This is a genomic window from Cryobacterium sp. MDB1-18-1 (genome assembly GCF_004402735.1).
In the GTDB taxonomy this organism is placed as follows: domain Bacteria; phylum Actinomycetota; class Actinomycetes; order Actinomycetales; family Microbacteriaceae; genus Cryobacterium; species Cryobacterium glucosi.
In genome coordinates this window covers 103,163-124,222 of the sequence record NZ_SOFR01000055.1, presented here as the reverse complement: position 1 = coordinate 124,222, position 21,060 = coordinate 103,163, and the positions used below count along the sequence as shown (strand labels likewise).

Sequence of the window (21,060 nt, the reverse complement as noted above, 5' to 3'; positions counted from 1 at the left end):
TCTGGAGGGATGACCATTCGAAAAGACATCGGCCTGGCCGTCAAGCTGGTCAAGGATGTCGCCGCGTCGCGCCGGGCACAGAAACTGCTCGCCGGCCGGCTCCTCGGGGACGGTCCGCTTCCGCTCGGCCGTTTCAAGATCGCGGTCTACTTCGCCGACGGCGCCGTCAACCTGTATCAGATGCGGCAGTGGTACCGGCCGCTCGCCGTGCTCGCCGAGACCTGGCCCGTCATCGTGTTGAGCCGCACCGGGACCGGGGCGCTGCCGATGTCCGAGGAGTGCCCGGTGCCGGTGACCTACGTGCGCAAGGTCGCCGACCTCGAGCGGGTCGTCGCGGAACAGGACATCCGCATCGTGTTCTACGTCAACCAGAACGCCCGGAACTTCCAGATGATGCGCTACCCGCGGTGCTGGCACGTGTTCATCAACCATGGCGAGAGCGACAAGATGTACATGGTCACGAACCAGATCAAGGCGTACGACTACGCCTTCGTCGCCGGTGACGCCGCCCTCGCCCGTCTCGACCGGGTGCTCTGGGACTACGACTTCGACAAGCGGGCGATCACCATCGGCCGCCCGCAGGCGGACCACTACAGCGGCGTGCTTCCGTACGTTCCCGACGACCGGCAGGTCGTGCTCTACGCGCCGACCTGGGAAGGAGACCGGCCCACCGCGGCATACGGCTCGATCGCGAGCCACGGCGTCGCACTCGCCACTGCGCTCCTCGCCTCGTCGCGGCATCGCCTGATCTACCGGCCGCACCCGCGCAGCGGGGTCACCGACGAGGCATACGGCGCAGCCAACCGCAGGATCATCGCCCTGATCAAGGCGGCGAACGCCCGCGATCCCGCCGCTCACCACATGTACGACACCGGTGCGGAGCTCGGCTGGCAGCTCGCGGCGGCGGACGTTGCCATCGTCGACATCTCAGCCATGGTCTACGACCGGCTCGCCGCAGGCAAGGCCCTTCTCGTCACCCGCCCCGCCGATCCCGCTGCCGAGATCGACACCGGCGGGTACCTCGCGGCGTGCGAATGGCTCGACGCGTCCGCCGCCTCCTCGATCGTGGGCACGGTGGATGCGCTCGCGCACGACCCGGAGGCCGAGGCCCGGTTGGGTGTGTGGGTCGAACGCTACTTCGGCGACGCGGCACCCGGTGCGGCCACCGCTCGCTTCCACGCGGCCGTGCAGCACCTGATGGACGAGTGGGAGCGGTTCGACGCCGTTCGGCCCTGAGCGGCCTGCTACGGTCGCGGAGAGGAGGCCGGTTCGCGGGGAGACACGTCCTGCCCGGCGGCCGCGTGATCCGAATCCGCGTGATCCGAATCCGGGTGATCCGCCGTTGCGGTGCCTGGAACCCCTGACTCCAGCGGTCGGCCACGGCGCAGCAGCCGCGGGACCATGCGGGGGAGCACGGTGAGGGTGCCGTGCCCGAGCTGCCCGAGCTGGGTGATGCGGTGGCCGGCGGCGACCCGCAGCGCGCCGGCACGGCCGACTCCCTCGAGGCCGCCGCCCTCGCGCACGATCGCCTCGCGTATGCGCGGGTCGAGTTCGGGACGGAAGCCCGCAGGCGGCTGGCCGAAGGCGAGCCGGGACGAGGTCAGCACCCGCTTGCCCAGAATATGGTTGCCGGCGCCGCCGACGACGGCGCCGACGCCGAAGGGGAGCGCCTTGCCGACGAAACTCGCGGAGCCGCGGGTCGCGAACTGGCGGATGAACGAGCTCTTCAGGCGATCGGTGAGCGGACCCATGATGGCGCGCGGAATGCTCGCGGTGACGAGTTCGCCCCAATAGGCCGTTCGGACCGCACCCGTTCCGCTGAACTGGCCGGCAAGCTGGCGGACGAGGTCGGAGCCCTCCCTGCCGAGCATCATCGTCATGACGAGGGCGCGGGCGCGCTCCGGGTCGTCGACGGCAATACCGTGCACCTCGCTCACCGACTGGGCGAACAAGGCTGTCGCTTCGAGGAACCCGGCGGTCTCGACGCCGGACAGTGCGAGGGTCACCCCGGTGCCGACGCCGGGAATGACGGCCGTCGCCCCGACGGCCGCGCCGCCGGTCGTGACCATGGCGAGGTAGCGGCGTTCGAGGATCCTGATGATCTGTGCGGGGTCCGAGTCCGGTGAGCGCCGGCGGATGCCGCGGATGTGGGCGAGCACAGCCGGGCGGTGGATGGCCATGACCCGGTCGAATCCCCGGATGATGCCGGTCGGAAGCTGGCCGCCCTGCGGCAGACCCCCGGTCGTCGAGACGAGGGGTTTCACTCTTCGTGCCATGTCGATGCCGTCCTTCCGATTTCCGTCGAGTTTACGTTGCCGGTCTGACAGGGGAAGGTATTCACATCTTTTCCCCGGCCACTGGCGGTTTTCCCACTTCAAGCCTATAGATGGAGGATGCCGGAGCCGAAGTCAGAAGCGAGCCGCCTGCTGGGACTGCGCCTGCGGCAGCGCCGAACGGAACTCGAGCTCAACCAGGAGTCTGTCGCGCACCGGGCCGGACTCAACGTGTCCAATTACGCCAGGATCGACCGCGGCACTGGGAATCCGACCTTCCACACCCTGATCCGGCTCGCGGACGTGCTGAGCCTCGAGGTCGGGGACCTCCTCACCGGCCTGACCAAGGAACAGCTGCCGCCCGATCGCGACAGCCTCGCCATCGTCGATCCTTGAGCCGGCTCAGGCGGGCCGCACGCCGTAATCGGCGTCGTACCGGGCGAGGACCTCGTCGAGTGGACCGTCGAGGACGAGCGCGCCCTTGTCGAGGTAGAGGCCCCTGGCGCAGAAGCGACGCAGGTCGCGTTCGTTGTGCGAGACGAAGAACAGGGTGCGGCCGCCGGCGAGCAGTTCCTCGATCCGGCGATAGCACTTCTCCCGGAAGGCCTTGTCGCCGACGGCGAGCACCTCATCGACGAGGATGATCGGCTCCTCGAGCCGGGAGATGACCGCGAAGGCGATGCGCACCTTCATACCGCTCGAGAGGTGCTTGTACGGGGTGTCGACGAAGTCTCCGATCTCGGCGAAGTCGAGAATCTCGTCAAAACGCTCGCCGATCTGTTTCTTCGTCATGCCGTGCAGGCCCGCCGTGAGATAGACGTTGTCGCGCACGGTGAGGTCATCGACGAAACCGCCGGTGATCTCGATCAGTGGTGCGACGCCCTCCGTCACCCGCACAGTGCCCTCATCGGGCAGGACGACCCCGGTCACGAGCTTGAGCAGGGTCGACTTTCCCTGGCCGTTGCGACCGACAACGCCGATGGCCTCTCCGCGCTGCACCGTGAAGGATACGGCGCGCAAGGCCCAGAATTCGCCGGGTCTGGTGCGCCGGGCCCCGCTCGCGAACAGGTCCTTGAAGCTGCGCCTGCCGCGTCGGTTACGGCGAAAACGGATGCCGACCCCGGCCAGGGCGATCACAGGCGCCCCGGTCACGGCCGATCCCGGCGTCCGGACTGTTCCCGTCATCACAGCTCCTTCAGGACCGCGCGCTCGGTGCGCGTGAAGACCAGCAGCCCGAGTCCGAGGAAGGCGACGGACATGGCCGCGCTGACGCCGACGGTGAACCAGTCGAGGTTGCCGGGGAAGAAGGCCGCCCGGTAGAGGCTGAAGATGCCGCTGAGGGGATTGAACGCCGCCCAGAAGTGCAGCTGGTGCGGCAGGTCCTGGGTGCTGTAGATGATCGGGGATGCGTAGAACAGGAAGCGCAGGATGAGTTTGACGGCGCGTTCCAGATCGCGGAAGAACACGACGAGCGGCGCGACGATGAGGCCGACCCCCGCCGTGAGGATCGCCTGGATCACGATGGCGAGCGGGAAGAACACGATTTCGACGCTCGGCCGGGCGCCGGCGAACACGGCGAACAGCACGAGCACCGGGATCGAGGCGAGGAATTCGATGCCCTTGGAGAGCACGAGCCGGTTCACCCAGATGGTGCGGGGGATCCGGGTCGACCGGATCAGCTTCGCCTCGCGCAGGAACGCGCGCGTGCAATCGGAGACGGTTCCGTTGAACCACATCCAGGGCAGCAGCGCGCTGAGCAGGAAGATGATGTACGGCTCGTGCCCGACGCCCCGGTGGAACACCTGGGTGAACACGAACCAGTAGATCCCGGCCATCACGAGCGGGTCGAGGATCGACCAGAAATAGCCGAGGAACGAGGTGGAGTAGCGGACCCGCAGGTCGCGCTGGGTCAGGAGCCACAGTGAGTGGCGGTAGCGGGAGAGAGCGGTGAGCTGTTCAGGGCGCACTTCTGCGTAGCTACTCACAGACTCCACTCTAGATGTTCACAAAATCAGGGTGAATGCGAATCAGACGAACAGGTTCGCGCGCTCGAGGTCTTCGGCGAAATCGACCTCGACAGCGTAGAAGTCGGAGATGTCGAGGGGTTCGATCAGCAGGCCGTTCTTCTCGATCGCGAGTTCGATGCCGCGCTCGAAGTAGTCCTGGTTGTTCACCCTGGCGAGATGGCGCACCAGGATCGCCTTGTGCGCACTGGAGATGAAGTTGATGCCAACGGCCTCTCCGAGTCCACCGGTCACGGTCTTGGAGAGTTCCCTGATGTATCCCTCGTCGTCGGTCGTGTACTTGACCTCTTCTTCGGACACCTGTGAGGTGTTGACCGTCACGAAAGACTGGTCGCGTTCGACCATGGCGTGCGCCCGATCGAGGACGGCGGGATCGAAGACGACGTCGCCGTTCATCCAGAGCACCCCGCCCGCGCCGGAGGCCTGCAGGGCGCGCAGGAGGCTCTTGGACGTGTTGGTCTGGTCATATTCCTCGTTGTAGACGAAGGATGCCTGGGGGAACGCCTCGATGATGTGCTCGAGCTTGTAACCGACGACGATGGTGACGCGGGCCAGGGATCCGAATGCGTGCTCGATGTTGTCGAACTGCTGACGCATGATCGACCGGCCGTCGCTGAGTTCCGTGAGCGGCTTGGGCAGTGAACGACCCAGTCTGCTGCCCATTCCCGCTGCCAAAATGACTACCTGGGTGGCCATATTTGTCTCCTTAACAGTGTCGGGCTACCTGCGCCCGGTTCGAAAAATGTCGAGCCAGTTTGCCTGTGGTTCACCTCGTCTTTTCCGTTCAGACACACCAACATGAAAGGGTCAGTCTACCCGAAGTGCCCCTTTCGGGTGCCGCCGCGTGGAATCGGCCCCGGTGAACGGGCCGGGTCGAGCGCGTTTTCGGCGGGATTCGCGCCCGCCATCCAGTCTTGTCGGAGGGTCGTTGGTAGGGTTGGCGAGGTGACTCACGTGCCTCCCAACTCCGAGCCCAACGAGCCGACCACAACTGTGCCCGCGTCCGATTCGGCCCCGTCGAACGACGCAGCCATTCCGGCGCGTCCGGCCAAGACGACGCCCGACCGCGCAACCTCGGCGCGCACCGCTTCACCCCGAACTCCGGCAGCCCGAACCCCCGTCGCCCGAACCCAGAAGCCCCGCGCCAGCCCGGTTCGCAAGGTTGCCGCGGCTCCCCAGAAACCCGCTGATCCGGCCGAGCCGTCCCCGACCCATGTCGCCCCTGCGGCAGGAGCCGCGGCCAAGACCCGCACGACCGCAGAAAAGGCCGAGACGGCCGCTCGTCAACGCGCCGCGAGGGCGAGCGCGGCGAAGTCGCGTGCCGCGAAGGCTGCCGTCGTCCGTGCGGAGGCCCTTGCCGCCGCGGAAGCCCTCGCCCAGGCGCAGGCCGAGGCGGAGGCGGAGGCTCGTGCCCGTGACGAAGCCGAAGAGTACGCAGCTGCCCAGGCTCGCGAGTACGAGGCGGCCGAGGCGCGCGCCCAGGCGGATGCCGCCGCACGCGCGAAGGCGCAGGCCGATGCCCTGGCTCTGGCCGCGATCAAACCGCGTCCCGACCCGGAGGCGCTTGCCCGCGCCCAGGCGCAGGCCCGCACCGAGGCCCTCGCCAAGCGTTCACTCGGCCCCATGCCGCCGGACGCGCCCGCACGCGGCGGCCGGCTTCCCGTACCCGGCGTCGTGCCGATCGTCGTGCCATCCGTTGTCTCAGCGCCTCCCGCCGTTCCCAAGCCCCCACGCATCCGCCCGGGAGTCGGGACCTCCAGAGACTGGGTCGCCACGGCCGTCCTCGGCCTGCACCTGCCCCCCGTCGAGAACAAGTCCACCACGCCGGCAGCCACGCAGCCGAAGGACGACGAGGTGTCGACGGTCCGTCCGGACCCGACACCTCCGCCCGCGACCAAGGTCATGCCGGTACCGGCACCGGTTCGTGCTGGTGAGCCGATTGCCCCATCCGTTCCGGAACCGGGACTCGTCGCTGTCCCTGAGCCGATCGACGCTCCGGAGCCCGACCCCGGGCCCGTCGTCGCCGCAGCACCCGTGCCGATCGTCGCGAAGGCGGCAGGGTCCTCGACTCTCGACGAGCCGGCGACCGTCACCGAGCCCGCAACCGAGCCTGACGCGGAGCCCGTCACCGATCTCCCCAGTGAGCCCGAAACTGAGCCCGTCACCGAGTCGGAAACCGAACTCGTGCCCGAGACAGAAACCGAGCCCGAAACCGTGCACTCGGTGGAGCCGCAGGCCCCGCCCGTGCCGGAGCTCGTGTCCGAACCGGAACCGGAACCAGAACCCGAGCCGGAACCCGAACCGGAACCGGAGCCAGAGCCAGAGGTCGAGCCTGCCGAGCCGGCTGCCGCGAACCTCGCCATCGCTCCCGGTGCCCGTACCGCACCCGCCCCTGTCGTCCTCTCTGTCACGGCCCTGCGTAAGTCTTTCGGAAGCACGCTCGCCGTCTCCGGAATCAACCTCGAGGTCCGCACCGGCTCCTTCTACGGCATCGTCGGCCCGAACGGTGCGGGCAAGACCACGACCCTCTCCATGGTCACCGGCCTCCTCCGTCCGGACGACGGTTCGATCGAGGTCCACGGCATCGACGTCTGGAGCGACCCGGTCGCCGCGAAGCGCGTCATCGGGGTGCTGCCGGACCGACTGCGTCTCTTCGACCGCCTGACCGGCGCCCAGCTGCTCTACTACGCCGGCGTGCTCCGCGGGCTCGACGGGGCGACCGTCCGGAAACGATCCGCCGACCTCGCCGTTGCGTTCGGACTCGAGGACGCACTCAACCGACTGGTCGCCGATTACTCGGCGGGCATGACCAAGAAGATCGCCCTGGCCTGCGCGATGATCCACTCGCCGCGCCTGCTCGTTCTCGACGAACCGTTCGAATCCGTCGACCCGGTCTCGGCAGTCAACGTGACCGAGATCCTGCAGAAGTACGTTGCAAGTGGCGGCACCGTCGTCCTCTCGAGCCACAGCATGGACCTGATCCAGCGGGTCTGCGATCACGTCGCGATCATCGTCAACGGCAAGGTCCTCGCGGCCGGCACTGTCGACGAGGTGCGTGGCGGGCAGACCCTCGAAGAACGGTTCATCGAACTCGCCGGAGGGCGAAAAGTGGCGGAGGGGATGGAATGGTTGCACAGTTTCTCGGACTGAAGCTCCGGCTCTTCGGCAATCTCTTCCGGCGGAGCCCCTGGCAGGTCGTCGGCATCGTGATCGGACTGCTCTATGGGCTCGCGGTCGCGGCCGGGATCTTCGCCCTGCTTGTCGGCCTGCGCTTCGTCGACGACGGCGTCGGTTCGATCCGTGACGGCATCGTGGTCGCCGGCTCGCTCGTCGTGCTCGGCTTCCTGCTGATTCCGCTCATGACGGGCATCGACGACAGCATGGACCCCCGCAAGTTCGCGGTCATGGGCATCCCCAACCGGCAACTGTCGCTGGGGCTTGCCGTGTCCGCACTGATCGGCGTCCCCGCAATCGTGCTCACGATCGTGCTGCTCGGCACCATCGTGACCTGGTCGCGCGGACCCGGTGAGACCGTGTTCGCCGTCCTGTCCGCGGCGCTCCTCCTTGCCACCTGCATGCTCGGCTCCCGGGTCAGTACGTCCATTGCTTCGTTCCTGCTGGCCACTCGCCGCGCGCGGGAGATCGCCGGAATCGTCGGCGTTCTCCTGCTCGTCATGTTCGCTCCCGTCACCGTGCTCGTGGTCAACCTCGACTGGAGTCTCTACGGCACGGGCTTCATGGGCGGCCTCAGCAGTATCCTCGGCTGGACTCCGCTCGGGGCGGCCTGGTCGGCGCCCGGCGATGCGGCAGGTGGGGACTGGGGTGCTGCACTCCTCAAGCTGCTCGAGGCCGCGGCATTCCTGCTCGTCCTCTGGGTCGCCTGGCAAGCGCTCGTGAGCCGGATGCTCGTCTCACCCGGCAGGGAAGCCGTCGCCAAGGAGTACGGCGGCCTCGGCTGGTTCGACCGCCTGCCGAACAATGCCGCGGGCGCCATTGCCGCACGAAGCCTGACCTACTGGCGCAGGGACCCCCGCTACGGCATGTCCCTCGTGATGATCCCGGTGATCCCGGTGCTCGTCGTTCTCCCGCTCGCGTTCGCCGGGGTTCCGGTCCAGGCCCTCGCGCTCCTGCCGGTGCCGCTGATGTGCATCTTCCTCGGCTGGGCGCTTCACAACGACGTCGCGTTCGACCACACCGCGATCTGGCTGCACGTCGTCTCCGGCACCCGGGGCATGGCCGACCGGATGGGCCGGCTCGTTCCCGCGTTCCTGGTCGGAATCCCACTGATCGGCATCGGCTCGTGCATCAGCGTCGCCGTGTACGGCGACTGGGGCGCGTTCCCCGCCGTGCTCGGCGTGAGCACCTGCATCCTGCTGACCGGACTCGGTTTCTCGAGCTACAGCTCGGCGCGCTTCCCCTACCCGGCATCCAAGCCAGGCGACAGTCCGTTCACGCAGCCGCAAGCCTCCGACACCGCGGCAGCGCTGATCCAGTCCGTGACCCTCGTCGGATCGGTCATCCTCTCGCTCCCGGCGATCGGGTTCGCGGTCCTCGGCCTCTTTGTCGATCCGGTCTGGCTGCTGCCGTCCCTCGCGAGCGGTGTCGTCGTCGGCCTGCTCACCCTTTGGGGCGGCATCTGGCTCGGGGGCCGAACGTTCGACGCCCGCGGACCCGAGATGCTCGCCTCGGCGCTGCGCGCCTGACCCGTCGGTGAGCGCCGCCTGCGAGTTCGTCGATACCACCCTGCGCAACGAGGGGGACGAATACCGGGCCCAGGCGGAGAAGACCAGACTCGGAAGCGACCTGGACTTCTACGGGGCGACGATCGGGGCGATCCGGGGCACGATCCGGGACGCTGCCCGGCGGTACCCGGGGCTGACGCATGACGAGGTCACGGCGCTCAGCACAGAGCTGTGGGACGTTCCCGTCTTCGAGCGCCGGTTCGCCGCCGTCGTCCTGCTGCAGTCGAACGTCGCACTGCTGACCAACACCGATCTCACCCGGATCGAAGGCTTCCTCCGCGACGCCCGGCTGGCCGCGCTCGCGGATCCGCTCGCCCGCGATGTCACCCGCCCCCTCGTCGGACGGCTCTCCGGACTCCCTCGCACCAGGGCGGATGCCGCCATCGAGCGCTGGGCGCGCGACCAGGACCCGTGGCTCCGCCGCACCGCCGCCCTCGTGAGGGAAGCCTGACGCTGCCTAGACTAGGACCCATGATCAGAATCATTCGCGCCAGTATCGCCGAACCGGGCAACCCCGGCCAGCCGGGCGGCGGTACGTCCACGCTCGACCGCGAGCTCGAGGAACTGCTCAACACCGAGCAGATCGAACCGGGCGACCACGAGCGGTTCTCCCACTACGTACCCAAAGACAAGATCCTCGAGAGCGCCATCTCCGGCAAGCCGGTCAAGGCACTGTGCGGGAAGATGTGGATTCCCGGTCGCGACCCGGAGAAGTTCCCGATCTGCCCGACCTGTAAAGAGATCTACGACACGATGAAGAAGTAGCGGTTCCGCAGACCCCTTCCGGTCTACCCGTACCTGTCTACCCCTGCTCGTAGATCGTCGGGATGACGGGCTCCCCGCGGCCGAGGCGGAAAGCCTCGATCGGCAGCTCACGCATCACAGAGGCATGGTGCAGTCTCGCGCGTTCCGTGCCGGCCGCCCCGAGGTGGCTTTCGTCGATCACGCCGTCTGTGACGAGCGGGACGAGCAGCACCCGGTCCCGCCCGGATTCCTCCGCGGGCTCCGTCGTGTCTGCGGGGTCGCCGCCGAGCAGGACGACCTCGGCGCGGGCCGTTCCGCTCGCGTCGAGACGTCGAACGGCCCGCTTGAGGCCCCCGACCGAGACCTTGGCCGCGGATGTCTTCGCGACAGACACCCACTCGCCGGCGTCGTTCCGGTGCGCGACGAGCTTGTAGACCATCCCGGCGGCGGGGGCACCAGAACCCGTGACGAGGGAGGTGCCGACGCCGAACGCGTCGACGGGAGACGCCGACAGTGCGGCGATCGAATACTCGTCGAGGTCGCTTGTCACCGTGATGTGGGTGTTGACCGCGCCGAGCGAGTCGAGCTGGGCGCGCGCGCCGGCGACGACGGTCGGGAGGTCCCCTGAGTCGATCCGGATCGAACCGAGCCCTGTCCCGGCGACCGCGACGGCCCTGTCGATTCCGGCCTGGATGTTGTAGGTGTCGACGAGCAGGGTCGTCGAGGAGCCGAACGCCGCCACCTGGGCTTCGAAGGCATCCGCTTCGCTGTCGTGCAGGAGCGTGAAGGAATGGGCCGCCGTACCCATCGTGGGGATGCCCCAGCTGCGCCCGGCCTCGAGATTGCTCGTGGACGCGAACCCGGCGATGTACGCCGCGCGGGCGGCGGCGACGGCGGCGTACTCGCTCGTGCGGCGCGAGCCCATCTCGGCGATCGGCCGGCCGAGGCTCACCGAGACCATGCGCGCGGCCGCGCTAGCGACGGCGCTGTCGTAGTTGAGCACGCTCAACACCAGGGTTTCGAGCACGACGGCGTCGGCGAAGCTGCCCTCGACGGAGAACAGGGGAGAGCCGGGGAAGTACGCCTCGCCCTCCTGGTAGCCCCAGATATTGCCGCGGAAGGCGTAGTCGGCGAGCCAGTCGAGGGTGGGCGTGCGCACGACGTGGTTGTCGCGCAGCCAGGTGAGCTCGGCATCCGTGAATCGGAAGTCCCGGATGAGCTCGAGCAGGCGCCCCGTGCCCGCGACGATGCCGTAGCGGCGCCCATCCGGCAGCCGCCGGGCGAACGCCTCGAAGAGGCACTCCCGGTCTGCGGTGCCGCTCTGGATGGCGGCGTCCACCATGGTGAGCTCGTATCGGTCGGTGCGGAACGCGGAGGATTCAGTCACGCGGCCAGCCTATTCCTCCGGCGGGGTTGCCCCAGCGGACGGGCCGCGGCCGGCGTTCCCAGCCTGCCCCGGCCGCGCCTGGTCATACTCTCCCTACAGCGCGCCGAACGCGACGATGCAGTTCTGGCCGCCGAAGCCAAAGGCGTTCGCGAGGGCGTAGCGCACGGGCCGCTCACGGGCCACGAGCGGCACGTAGTCGAGCGTGCAGTCGGGGTCCAGCGTCGTGTAGTTGATCGTCGGGGGGATGATGCCCGTCTTGATGCTCAGCGCACAGAGCAGTCCGGACAGCGCCCCGGCCGCACCGATCATGTGGCCGGTCATCGACTTGGGCGCCGTGACGGCGATGCGGTCGGCGGCATGCCCGAGCGCCCGCCGGATCGCGGAGGTCTCGGCGCGGTCGTTGGCCTGCGTCGAGGTGCCGTGCGCGCAGATCACGTCGATGTCGCTCGGGTTGAGCTTCGCCTTCGTGAGCGCCTTCGTCATCGCGGCGCTCGCGTACTGTCCGGTGGGGTCAGGGGCGACGATGCTGAAGCCGTCGCTCGTGAGCGCCCCGCCGAGCACCTCGGCGTAGACCTTCGCTCCGCGTGCCCTGGCGTGGGAGAGGAGTTCCATCACGAAGATGACGGCGCCCTCGCCGAAGACGAGTCCGCTCCGGTCGGCGTCGAAGGGGCGGCTTGCCTCGGCGGGCGAGTCGTTGTGGGTGGATGCCGCGTGCATCGCATTGAGGCCGGCGAACATCACCGGGGTGATCGCCGCTTCGACGCCACCGGCGATGACGACGTCCGCGTCGCCCATCATCAGCATCGTGCGTGCCTCGAGGAGGGCGTATGCGCCGCTCGCACAGGCGAGCGCGCTCGCGTTGACCGGGCCGTGCACGCCGAGGTCGATCGCGACCTCGCATGCGGCCATGTTGAGCAGGGAGGAGGGTACGAAGCGCGGCGGGATCCGGCGTGAGCCGCCCGAGTTGACGAGTTCCGTCGCCTCCTGGATCTCTGCATATCCCGAGACGGCGCTGTTGACGACGACGGCGGTGTCGATGCCTTCCATGGATTCGCCGAACCCTGCGTCCTGGACGGCTTCGCGTGCCGCGGCGATGGCGAGTTGTGATGCACGTGTGGCGCGCTTGGCCTGCTTGAACGGCATCCGCTCTGAGGCGATGAAGTTCTTGACCTCGCCCGCGATGCGGGTGGGCAATCCGGAGGGGTCGAACTGGGTGATGCGTGCGACGCCGCTGCGACCGTTCGTGAGGCCGGACCAGGTCTCCCGCCAGGTGTTGCCCAGGGGCGTGAGAGCGCCCAACCCGGTGATTACGACTCGGTCAATCATGACGATCATCTCCTCGACGGCGAATCTGACGCCGTCCTGCGCGGCGACCGTCGGTTGGCGGGAACCCTCTTTCGAGTGTAGTTACGGCCATATTCCCGGCGTGGTACACGCGGGCGCCCGCACGGCCTCGGAGCCTCGGTCAGCCGGGCCGACTAAGCTCGATTGTCGTGACGGATGCACCCATAGGAATTTTCGATTCTGGCGTCGGCGGTTTGACCGTCGCTCGGGCGATCAAGGACCAGCTGCCCAACGAGTCGATTCTGTACATCGGAGACACGGCCAATTCGCCGTACGGGCCGAAGAAGATCGCCGACGTCCGCGGCTTCGCACTCAAGGTTCTCGACGACCTCGTGGCCCAGGACGTGAAGATGCTGGTAATTGCCTGCAACACCGCGTCGGCCGCTGTGCTCCGAGATGCGCGGGAGCGTTACAGCGTCCCGGTGGTCGAGGTCATCCAGCCCGCCGTGCGACGCGCGGTCGGCACGACCCGCAACAACAGGGTCGGTGTGATCGGCACGATCGGCACCGTGAATTCACGGGCATACGAGGACGCCTTCGCGGCAGCGACGAACATCAGGCTTTTCACCAGGGCCTGCCCCCGATTCGTCGAATTCGTCGAAGCCGGCGTCACGACAGGCGACGAGGTGCTCGCCGTCGCCGAGGAATACCTCGCCCCCCTGCGCGCTGCGGACATCGACACCCTCGTGCTGGGCTGCACGCACTACCCGTTCCTGCGCGGCGCGATCTCGTACGTGATGGGCGACGCCGTGTCGATCGTCTCGAGCGACACCGAGACCGCCAACGACGTCTACCGGATCCTCGTCGGGCAGGGCCTCGCCCGCACCGAGAAGGCACCGCCGAGTTACCGCTACGAGGCGACGGGCAACAGCGCCGATGACTTCCTCGACCTCGCCCATCGCCTGGCCGGCCCGGAGGTCTCGACCGTCGACCTGGTCGAGACCGGTGTCTTCAGTCTCAGCGAGCTCGTCGAGTTCGCAGCAACCCACCCTAATTCCGAGCACAACCACGCAGCGTCCCTCCTCCACCCGAGGGATGCCCGGCACACCAAGGAGACCTCATGACCGACATCGTGCGCGCAGACGGACGGGCAATCGACGAACTACGGCCGGTCACGATCGAACGCGGCTGGAGCGACCAGGCCGAAGGGTCCGCGCTCATCTCCTGCGGACGCACGAAGGTGCTCTGCACCGCGTCGTTCACCAACGGTGTCCCGCGCTGGATGAGCGGCAAGGGCAAGGGCTGGGTCACCGCGGAATACGCGATGCTCCCGCGTTCCACGAACGAGCGGATGGCCCGCGAGGCGGTCAAGGGCAAGATCGGCGGCCGAACGCACGAGATCAGCCGTCTTGTCGGCCGCAGCCTCCGAGCGGTCGTCGATATGAAGGCGCTCGGCGAGAACACCATCGTGATCGACTGCGATGTGCTCCAGGCCGACGGCGGCACCCGTACCGCCGCGATCACCGGAGCCTACGTCGCACTCTTCGACGCGCTCGAGTGGGGTCGGCAGCAGAAGTTCATCGGCCAGAAGGCGCAGCCCCTCACCGACAGCGTCGCCGCGATTTCCGTCGGCATCATCAAAGGCGTTCCCATGCTCGACCTCGCATATACCGAGGACTCGAGTGCCGAGACAGACATGAACGTCGTCGTCACCGGCCGGGGCTCCTTCGTCGAGGTGCAGGGCACGGCGGAGGGCGCCCCCTTCGATCGTGCGGAGCTGAACTCGCTGCTCGACCTCGCCCTCGCAGGGACCGTCACCCTGACCGAATTGCAGAACGCCGCCCTCGGGCGCTGACGGATGGGCGCTGACACCATGCGGCTCGTACTGGCCACCCACAACGCGCACAAGGTCGACGAGTTGCGCCGCATTCTCGCGCCGCAGCTCCCGGGGGTCGACGTGCTCGCGTACGACGGCCCTGAACCCGTCGAAGACGGAACGACCTTCGCCGAGAACGCCCTCATCAAGGCTCGTGCAGCCGCGGCACACACCGGCCTGCCCGCCATCGCGGACGACTCGGGTATCTGCGTCGACATCCTCGGCGGCGCGCCGGGCATCTTCTCCGCACGCTGGTCGGGCCCGGCCAGGGATTCCGGCGAGAACCTGCGCCTGCTGCTCTGGCAGCTCGGGGACGTGCCGGAGGAACACCGCACCGCGCATTTCACCTGCGTCGCCGCCCTGGCGCTGCCGGACGGCACCGAACGGGTCGTGACGGGGGAGTGGCCTGGCCGGATCCTGACCGAGGCCGCGGGGGCCGGCGGCTTCGGGTACGACCCGATCTTCCTCCCGGACGGTTATGCGATCTCGGCGGCGGAGCTGACGGCATCCGTCAAGAATCGCGACAGCCACCGGGCGCGCGCCTTCGACGGGCTCGTCCCCGTACTGCGGGAGCTGCTCGGCTGATCCGGCAGCGGCACCGGCACCGGTCTCGATACCGGCGGAGGCGCCGCTCAAGCCCTGATAACGGCTCTCATTCCCAACTGGGCGCTGAACTGGCGACGCGCCCCGGCACCGCCTAGCGTGGAGGCATGGGCCACGATCACGCGCACGGGCACGGGCAGGCATCCGCCACCAATCGCACCCGGTTGTCCTTCGCGATCGGGATCGTCGCCCTCGTGCTCCTCGTCGAGGTCGCAGGGGCCTGGCTGACCGGGTCGCTTGCGCTGCTCGCGGATGCCGGGCATATGTTCTCGGACCTTGCCGGCCTGATCATCGCCCTCATCGCCACCGTCGTGGCCGCCCGGCCGGCGACGGACCGGCAGACGTTCGGCTACCAGCGCGCCGAAGTGTTCGGCGCGCTCATCAATGGGCTGATCCTGCTCGGCGTCGCCGTGTCCGTCGTGATCGGCGCGGTTTCCCGGCTGCTCGGGCCCGGCGAGGGCCACGTTCAGGCCGGACCGATGCTCTGGGTCGCCGTGATCGGCCTCGTCGCGAACATCGGCGCGCTGCTCCTGCTGCGCCCTGCTGCCGGCTCCTCGATCAACATGCGTGGCGCCTACCTCGAGGTACTCGGAGACACTCTCGGCTCCGTCGCGGTCATCGTCGCGGCCGGGGTCATCCTCACCACCGGTTTCGAGCAGGCGGACTCGATTGCGTCCCTGCTGATCGCGGCCATGATCGTGCCCCGCAGCTTCACCCTGCTCAGAGACGTCGTACGGGTGCTCAGCGAATCGGTGCCCGTCGACACCGACGTCGCAGAGATCCGCAGGCACCTCATCGAAACGCCGGGGGTAGCAGCGGTGCACGACGTGCACGTCTGGGCGATCACGTCCGGCGCGCACGTGTTCAGTGCGCACGTCGTCGTCGAACCCGCCGTACTGCAGTCCGGCGGCTCAGGGGCGCTGCTCGACGCCCTCTCGGAGTGCCTCAGCACCCACTTCGATGTCGAGCACTCCACGTTCCAGCTCGAGCCGGCCGAGCATGCCGATCACGAGGACTTCCCGCACCGCTGACCCCGACCTCCCGCTTCCACGCTCCGCGCGCGCGCCTCAAAGACGTCCGTGCCTGTTCCGAATTCAGGAGTTGAGGCCCGGAACCGGGATCAACGCACTCCTGAAGCGGTTCAGCCGGGCTCAGCTCCTGAATTCGGAACGCAGCGCGCGCTGGAGTCCGCGATGGGGAGTGTTAGTCGTCGTGCTTGGGGTGGCCGGTGAAGACATCCGCGTCGAGGACGAGGCTGCCGGTGTCGGTCGTCGCCGGCGCGGCCGCGGCGAGCGCCTTGGCCTTCTTCGCCTTGCGTGAGGACTGCACGTAGTGGAACGCGGTGGGGATGAGCGTGCCGAGCACGGCCGCGATCAGGATCAGGTCGATGTAGTGCGTGACGAAGTCGGCGACCGGCGGGATGTACCCCAGGAAGTACCCCCCGAAGGTGAGGCCGGCGCCCCAGATCATGGCGCCGACGAGGTTGTACAGGGAATACTTGCGGTAGTTCATGTGGCCGACGCCCGCGGCGACGGGTGCGAACGTGCGCACGATCGGCACGAACCGTGCGATGATCACGGCGAAGCCGCCGAAGCGTTCGAAGAAACCGTTGGTGCGCTGCACGTTCTCGACGCTGAACAGTCCGGATTCCTTGCGTTCGAAGACGCGCGGGCCGAGCTTGTGACCGATCAGGTAGCCGACCTCGCCGCCGAGGAACGCCGCGAAGCCGATGGCGAGGGCGACCCACCAGATGTTGATGTGGATGACGCCCGCGAAGGTGAGGAGGCCGGTGATGACGAGGAGGGTGTCGCCGGGCAGCAGGAAGCCGACGAGAAGGCCGGTTTCGGCGAAGATGATCGCGCACACTCCGAGCAGGGCCCATGGACCGAACCCGTCGATGAGGTTTACCGGGTCAAGCCACGGGATGAGTCCGGCGTGGTTGAGAGCAGTGTTGAGCACGAAGATGACTCCAGTCGGTGGTGGCCATGGCGACCGCACGGTGATGAGCAGGGATGGTCTGTTACAGGCTAGCGCTAAAGGGAGGGTGGAACCCGTGAATTACCCGGCCGCGGGGTCGTCGGCCGGGGTATCGGCCGGGCCGTCTGGTCGGCCGCCGCCGGCCGCGTCCCGGCGGTTCTCGGCGCGGTCGGCGAGCCAGGTGCGGCCTCCGAAGAAGATGGATGCCGCGATGAAGACCCCGGCGATGACGTACGCGGCGCTCTTCACGCCGGGCAGGCTCGCCGCGAAGTATCCCGTCAGGGTGAGCCCGACGCCCCAGGCGAGTGCGCCGACGAGGTTACTGGAGAGGAACCGGTAGTAGTTCATCCGGCCGACCCCTGCGATGACGGGCACGAAGACGCGCGCCCAGGGCATGAACCGGGCGATCACGACCGACCACCAGCCGTACTTGCGGTAGAAGGCCTCGGTCTTCACGATGGCAGCGCGGGTGCGACGGCCACCGCGGCGATCGAGGTAGCCGCGGCCGAAATGCCTCCCGAGCAGGAATCCGACCTGGTCGCCGAGGAATGCGGCGATTCCGGTTCCGATCATCAGCACGACGATGTCGACGTTCGCCGCCGATGCCGCGACGAGCCCGGACCCGAACAGGAGCGAATCCCCGGTGATGAACGGGATGAAGACTCCGAGGAATACCGCGGTCCCGGCGAAGACGAGGGCCCAGACGAGCAGGTAGAACACGATGACGCCCGTGTTCGCGAGCACATCGGTCAGTTGGCCGTCGAGGGCCGATGTGCTCATCATGTGCGGGAGAGGGGACTTGAACCCCCACGCTCGAAAGCACAGGAACCTAAATCCTGCGTGTCTGCCAATTTCACCACTCCCGCTTGTGCCGTTCCAGTGTAGCCAGATCGTCTGGTCAGCCTGCCCCTCCGCGGCCCTGCAGGGCGTGGGTGAACGCCGCGGTTCGGGCACGGAGGGCGTCGACGACGGCGGCGACGGCGGGCTGGTGCAGGGACTCGGCGCGGAGCACCATCCAGTACGGCAGTTCCTCGTTGAACTTGTCCGGCAGGAGGCGCACGAGGTCCGGGTGCTGGTCGGCCATGAAACACGGCAGGAAACCGATCCCTGCTCCCGCCCTGGTCGCTTCGACGTGCACGAACACGTTGGTCGAACTCAGCGAGGGGCGCATCGACGGCACCTGCCGCCTGGGGGCATCGAGGTCGTCGACGAGCAGCATCGAATCGACGAAGTAGACGAGCGGATGCTCGGTGAGCTCTGCAACGCTCACGGGCGTGCCGTTCTCGGCCAGGTAGTCCCGCGACGCATACATGCCCAGGACATAGTGCCCGAGCAGGATCGCGTTGGCCCGGTGCACCTGAGGCTCTCCGACGACGACCTCGATATCGAGTCCCGACCGGTGCTGGAGCGCGCGCCGCGTCACCGTGACGATCTCGACCCGCAGGCCGGGATGCCGGCGCTGCAGCGCGGCGACCGCCGGCGTTGCGATGTACGCGCTGAAGCCATCCGTCGCCGAGAGCCGCACGACGCCGGAGAGCTGAGCGGCCTGCCCGGGAGGGCCGCCGAGCAGGGAGACGGCGGCCTCGACGTTTTCCGCGGCGTTGACCGCGCGGGAGCCGAGTTCCGTGAGCTCCCAGCCGCCGACCGTGCGGGACAGCACCCGGCCGTCGAGCGCCTTCTCGAGGGCTGCAATGCGGCGCGAGACCGTGGTGTGATTGAGGCCGAGGCTTTCCGCCGCGGTCACGAAACGGCCGCTGCGTGCGACCGCGAGCAGCACGAGAAGGTCGTCGGCGTTCGGCGGCAGGGTGGGGCGGGGTCCGGTCATATCTGCAATTATGCACACACGGACTTCGGAAGTGGTCATGGCCGCAGAGCCGACGGGCGGCGATACTCGGTGGAGCCAGGGCGGCGACCCGCCCCCGGCATCCAGCGACAGTGTCAGCGAAGACACCGAAGGAGACAGACATGAGCGTCAACGAACGCATCACTGCCGACAGCCCCGGAGGCGCGGGATCCCGCGACGACCGGGAAGAGACCTCCGGCCTCAGGAAGATCGTGGCCGCCTCGATGGTCGGCACGGTCGTCGAATGGTACGAATTCTTCCTCTATGCGACCGCGGCGAGCCTCGTCTTCGGTAAGTTCTTCTTCCCGAACGCGGGCAGCGAACTCGACGGGATCATCGCCGCGTTCCTCACCTACGCGGTGGGCTTCATCGCCCGGCCGCTCGGAGGCATCGTCTTCGGCCAGATCGGCGATCGCCTGGGCCGCAAGCACACCTTCCAGGTCACGATCATCCTCGTCGGGGCCGCGACCTTCCTGATGGGCTGCCTGCCCGGCTACAACACGATCGGATACTGGGCGCCCGCGCTGCTCGTTGCACTCCGCTTCATCCAGGGCTTCGCCGTCGGCGGGGAATGGGGCGGCGCCGTGCTGCTCGTCGCGGAGCACAGCCCGGACAAGTCCCGCGGCTTCTGGGCGAGCTGGCCGCAGGCCGCCGTCCCGGTCGGCAACCTGCTCGCGACCCTCGTGCTGCTCACCATGTCGTGGATCCTGCCTGCGGAGCAATTCCTCGGCTGGGGCTGGCGGGTGGCCTTCTGGCTGTCCGCGATCATCGTGGTGATCGGCTACTACATTCGCACCCATGTCAGCGAAGCGCCGATCTTCCTCGAGGCCCGCGCCCAGGTCGAGGCCGAGAAGGCCATCAGCTACGGCGTGATGGAGGTCGTCCGCAAGTACCCGCGCGGCATCCTCGGCGCGATGGGGCTGCGGTTCGCCGAGAACATCCTCTATTACACGATCGTGAGCTTCTCGATCGTGTACCTCGTCACGGTGCACAAGTACAACACCAGCCAGCTGCTCCTTGCCCTGCTGATCGCCCACGTCGTGCACTTCCTCGTGATCCCGCAGGTCGGCAGGCTCTCCGACCGCTTCGGCCGCAAACCGATCTACCTCACCGGCGCGATTCTCGGGGCCAGCTGGGCGTTCTTCGCCTTCCCGATGTTCGACACCCTCAACCCGGTCGTCATCGTCGCCGCGATCACGATCGGGCTGTGCTTCCACGCCTTCATGTACGCCGGGCAGCCGGCGATCATGGCCGAGATGTTCCCGACCCGGATGCGCTACTCCGGCGTCTCCCTCGGCTACCAGGTCACGTCGATCCTCGCCGGCTCGCTCGCGCCCATCATCGCGACGGCGCTGCTCCAGCAGTACAAGTCCTGGCTGCCGGTCGCGTTCTACCTCGTGATCGCGTGTGCGATCACGGTCGTCGCCGTTGTGACACTCAAGGAGACCAACGGCATCTCGCTCCGCGACGTCGACGCAGCGGATGCCGCCAGGCACGGCCTCGAACCGGCCCCGGCGCTGCGTTGACCGTGGAACAGTCCCTCGCAGGGAGGCGCGCCCTCGTCACCGGGGGAGCGAGCGGCATCGGCGAGGCCGTCGTGCGCTCCCTCGCTGCCCGCGGAGCCCACGTCACGGTCGCCGACATCGACGCGGCGAGTGCTTCGGTGCTCGCCGCGGAGGTTCACGGTTCGACGTGGGTCGTCAACCTCGCCGACACTCCGGCCCTGACGGACGCCCGGCTCGCGGACGTGCTCGGCGACGTGGACATCCTCGTGAACAACGCGGGGATCCAGCGCATCAACCCGATCCCCGACTTCGACCCCGCCGACTTCCGGCTGATCCTCGCCCTCATGCTCGAGGCCCCGTTCCTGCTGATCCGGGCGGCGCTCCCTGGGATGTACAAACGCGGTTTCGGACGGGTGGTCAATGTCACCTCGGTGCACGGCATCCGTGCGTCGCCGTTCAAGGCCGCATACGTCTCGGCGAAGCACGGGCTCGAGGGGCTCTCGAAGGTGACCGCCCTCGAGGGCGGTGACCACGGTGTCACGAGCAACTGTGTGAGTCCCGGCTACGTGCGCACGCCGATGGTCGAGAAACAGATCGCCGACCAGGCCGTCGTGCACGGCATCCCCGAGTCGGAGGTGCTCAGTCGGATCATGCTCACCGAGAGCGCGGTCAAGCGCCTCGTCGAACCGGCGGAGGTCGGCTCGCTCGTGGCGTGGCTCGCCTCGACGGACGCGGCGATGGTCACCGGCTCGAGCTACGGCATGGACGGCGGCTGGTCGGCCCGCTGATCCGACTGGCCCAT

At 68.1% G+C, this 21,060-nt stretch carries 21 protein-coding genes and 1 tRNA gene; 12 read left to right on the top strand and 10 right to left on the bottom strand.

Annotation, left to right across the window (positions count from 1 at the left end):
• The first annotated feature begins 9 nt into the window (after positions 1–9).
• Entirely contained in the window at positions 10–1,236 is a 1,227-nt protein-coding gene (locus tag E3O50_RS14545) for a hypothetical protein (RefSeq protein WP_134445824.1), read from the top strand.
• Positions 1,237–1,244: 8 nt separating this feature from the next.
• On the opposite strand, the gene E3O50_RS19715 is transcribed toward E3O50_RS14545, so the two are convergent.
• Complete coding sequence (locus E3O50_RS19715) at positions 1,245–2,276, bottom strand: hypothetical protein (protein WP_241975385.1); 1,032 nt, start codon at positions 2,274–2,276, stop codon at positions 1,245–1,247.
• A 117-nt stretch (positions 2,277–2,393) separates the two neighbouring features.
• Between E3O50_RS19715 and E3O50_RS14535 the strand changes: the two genes are divergently transcribed.
• Positions 2,394–2,669 carry a helix-turn-helix transcriptional regulator gene (locus E3O50_RS14535; RefSeq protein ID WP_134445823.1) on the top strand — a complete coding sequence of 92 codons (276 nt, stop codon included), beginning with the start codon at positions 2,394–2,396 and terminating at the stop codon, positions 2,667–2,669.
• Positions 2,670–2,675: 6 nt separating this feature from the next.
• On the opposite strand, the gene E3O50_RS14530 is transcribed toward E3O50_RS14535, so the two are convergent.
• From E3O50_RS14530 to E3O50_RS14520, 3 genes are read right to left on the bottom strand one after another with little or no spacing between them, the layout of a single operon-like run.
• Positions 2,676–3,458, bottom strand: coding sequence for an ABC transporter ATP-binding protein (locus E3O50_RS14530; RefSeq protein ID WP_134445822.1), 783 nt, complete (start codon positions 3,456–3,458; stop codon positions 2,676–2,678).
• Positions 3,458–4,258, bottom strand: coding sequence for an ABC transporter permease (locus E3O50_RS14525; protein ID WP_241975384.1), 801 nt, complete (start codon positions 4,256–4,258; stop codon positions 3,458–3,460). Before E3O50_RS14525 ends, E3O50_RS14530 begins: the two co-directional genes overlap by 1 nt.
• A gap of 42 nt (positions 4,259–4,300) precedes the next feature.
• Complete coding sequence (locus E3O50_RS14520; RefSeq protein WP_134559461.1) at positions 4,301–4,993, bottom strand: phosphocholine cytidylyltransferase family protein; 693 nt, start codon at positions 4,991–4,993, stop codon at positions 4,301–4,303.
• A 1,665-nt stretch (positions 4,994–6,658) separates the two neighbouring features.
• Between E3O50_RS14520 and E3O50_RS19710 the strand changes: the two genes are divergently transcribed.
• Genes E3O50_RS19710 through E3O50_RS14500 form a run of 4 tightly spaced genes read left to right on the top strand, consistent with a single transcriptional unit; the run spans position 6,659 to position 9,804 of the window.
• Positions 6,659–7,447 carry an ABC transporter ATP-binding protein gene (locus E3O50_RS19710; protein ID WP_241975394.1) on the top strand — a complete coding sequence of 263 codons (789 nt, stop codon included), beginning with the start codon at positions 6,659–6,661 and terminating at the stop codon, positions 7,445–7,447.
• Positions 7,423–9,000 (top strand): hypothetical protein, encoded by a 1,578-nt coding sequence (locus E3O50_RS14510; protein ID WP_134559459.1) that lies wholly within the window; start codon positions 7,423–7,425, stop codon positions 8,998–9,000. Before E3O50_RS19710 ends, E3O50_RS14510 begins: the two co-directional genes overlap by 25 nt.
• A 7-nt stretch (positions 9,001–9,007) precedes the next feature.
• On the top strand, positions 9,008–9,490 hold the full coding sequence (locus E3O50_RS14505; protein ID WP_134445819.1) for a DNA alkylation repair protein: 483 nt from the start codon (positions 9,008–9,010) through the stop codon (positions 9,488–9,490).
• 20 nt (positions 9,491–9,510) lie between these two features.
• Positions 9,511–9,804 carry a DUF3039 domain-containing protein gene (locus E3O50_RS14500; protein WP_134445818.1) on the top strand — a complete coding sequence of 98 codons (294 nt, stop codon included), beginning with the start codon at positions 9,511–9,513 and terminating at the stop codon, positions 9,802–9,804.
• 37 nt (positions 9,805–9,841) lie between these two features.
• Here the strand turns inward: E3O50_RS14500 and E3O50_RS14495 are convergent, their stop codons facing one another.
• Both E3O50_RS14495 and E3O50_RS14490 read right to left on the bottom strand, forming a co-directional pair.
• A complete protein-coding gene (locus E3O50_RS14495) occupies positions 9,842–11,170 on the bottom strand; it encodes a nicotinate phosphoribosyltransferase (RefSeq protein WP_134445817.1) in 1,329 nt (442 codons plus the stop codon).
• Positions 11,171–11,263: 93 nt separating this feature from the next.
• Positions 11,264–12,496, bottom strand: coding sequence for a beta-ketoacyl-ACP synthase II (locus tag E3O50_RS14490; RefSeq protein WP_134559457.1), 1,233 nt, complete (start codon positions 12,494–12,496; stop codon positions 11,264–11,266).
• A gap of 167 nt (positions 12,497–12,663) precedes the next feature.
• On the opposite strand from E3O50_RS14490, the gene murI reads away from it, so the two are divergent.
• From murI to E3O50_RS14470, 4 genes are all read left to right on the top strand, one after another.
• Positions 12,664–13,578: a glutamate racemase gene (gene murI / locus E3O50_RS14485; RefSeq protein ID WP_134445815.1), complete on the top strand. Its 915-nt coding sequence runs from the start codon at positions 12,664–12,666 to the stop codon at positions 13,576–13,578.
• Positions 13,575–14,309 carry a ribonuclease PH gene (rph, locus tag E3O50_RS14480; protein ID WP_134445814.1) on the top strand — a complete coding sequence of 245 codons (735 nt, stop codon included), beginning with the start codon at positions 13,575–13,577 and terminating at the stop codon, positions 14,307–14,309. Before murI ends, rph begins: the two co-directional genes overlap by 4 nt.
• 3 nt (positions 14,310–14,312) lie before the next feature.
• A complete protein-coding gene (gene rdgB, locus E3O50_RS14475) occupies positions 14,313–14,915 on the top strand; it encodes an RdgB/HAM1 family non-canonical purine NTP pyrophosphatase (protein ID WP_134445813.1) in 603 nt (200 codons plus the stop codon).
• A gap of 125 nt (positions 14,916–15,040) precedes the next feature.
• The gene (locus tag E3O50_RS14470) at positions 15,041–15,964 is read left to right on the top strand and encodes a cation diffusion facilitator family transporter (RefSeq protein WP_134445812.1); all 924 of its coding nucleotides are present in this window, start codon (positions 15,041–15,043) and stop codon (positions 15,962–15,964) included.
• A gap of 172 nt (positions 15,965–16,136) precedes the next feature.
• Here E3O50_RS14470 and E3O50_RS14465 read toward each other — a convergent pair whose 3' ends face one another.
• From E3O50_RS14465 to E3O50_RS14450, 4 genes are all read right to left on the bottom strand, one after another.
• Positions 16,137–16,892, bottom strand: a complete 756-nt coding sequence (locus E3O50_RS14465; RefSeq protein ID WP_166790663.1) for a VTT domain-containing protein — start codon at positions 16,890–16,892, stop codon at positions 16,137–16,139.
• Between the two features lie 99 nt (positions 16,893–16,991).
• A complete protein-coding gene (locus tag E3O50_RS14460) occupies positions 16,992–17,693 on the bottom strand; it encodes a DedA family protein (protein ID WP_134445811.1) in 702 nt (233 codons plus the stop codon).
• A gap of 1 nt (position 17,694) precedes the next feature.
• Positions 17,695–17,776, bottom strand: a tRNA-Leu gene (locus tag E3O50_RS14455).
• Between the two features lie 32 nt (positions 17,777–17,808).
• Positions 17,809–18,735, bottom strand: a complete 927-nt coding sequence (locus E3O50_RS14450) for a LysR family transcriptional regulator (protein WP_241975383.1) — start codon at positions 18,733–18,735, stop codon at positions 17,809–17,811.
• Positions 18,736–18,875: 140 nt separating this feature from the next.
• Here E3O50_RS14450 and E3O50_RS14445 point away from each other — a divergent pair, with 140 nt between their 5' ends.
• Together E3O50_RS14445 and E3O50_RS14440 are read left to right on the top strand one after the other, a co-directional pair.
• Entirely contained in the window at positions 18,876–20,279 is a 1,404-nt protein-coding gene (locus E3O50_RS14445; protein WP_134559453.1) for an MFS transporter, read from the top strand.
• A 2-nt stretch (positions 20,280–20,281) separates the two neighbouring features.
• Positions 20,282–21,046 (top strand): 3-hydroxybutyrate dehydrogenase, encoded by a 765-nt coding sequence (locus tag E3O50_RS14440; RefSeq protein ID WP_134445808.1) that lies wholly within the window; start codon positions 20,282–20,284, stop codon positions 21,044–21,046.
• Positions 21,047–21,060 lie beyond the last annotated feature (14 nt).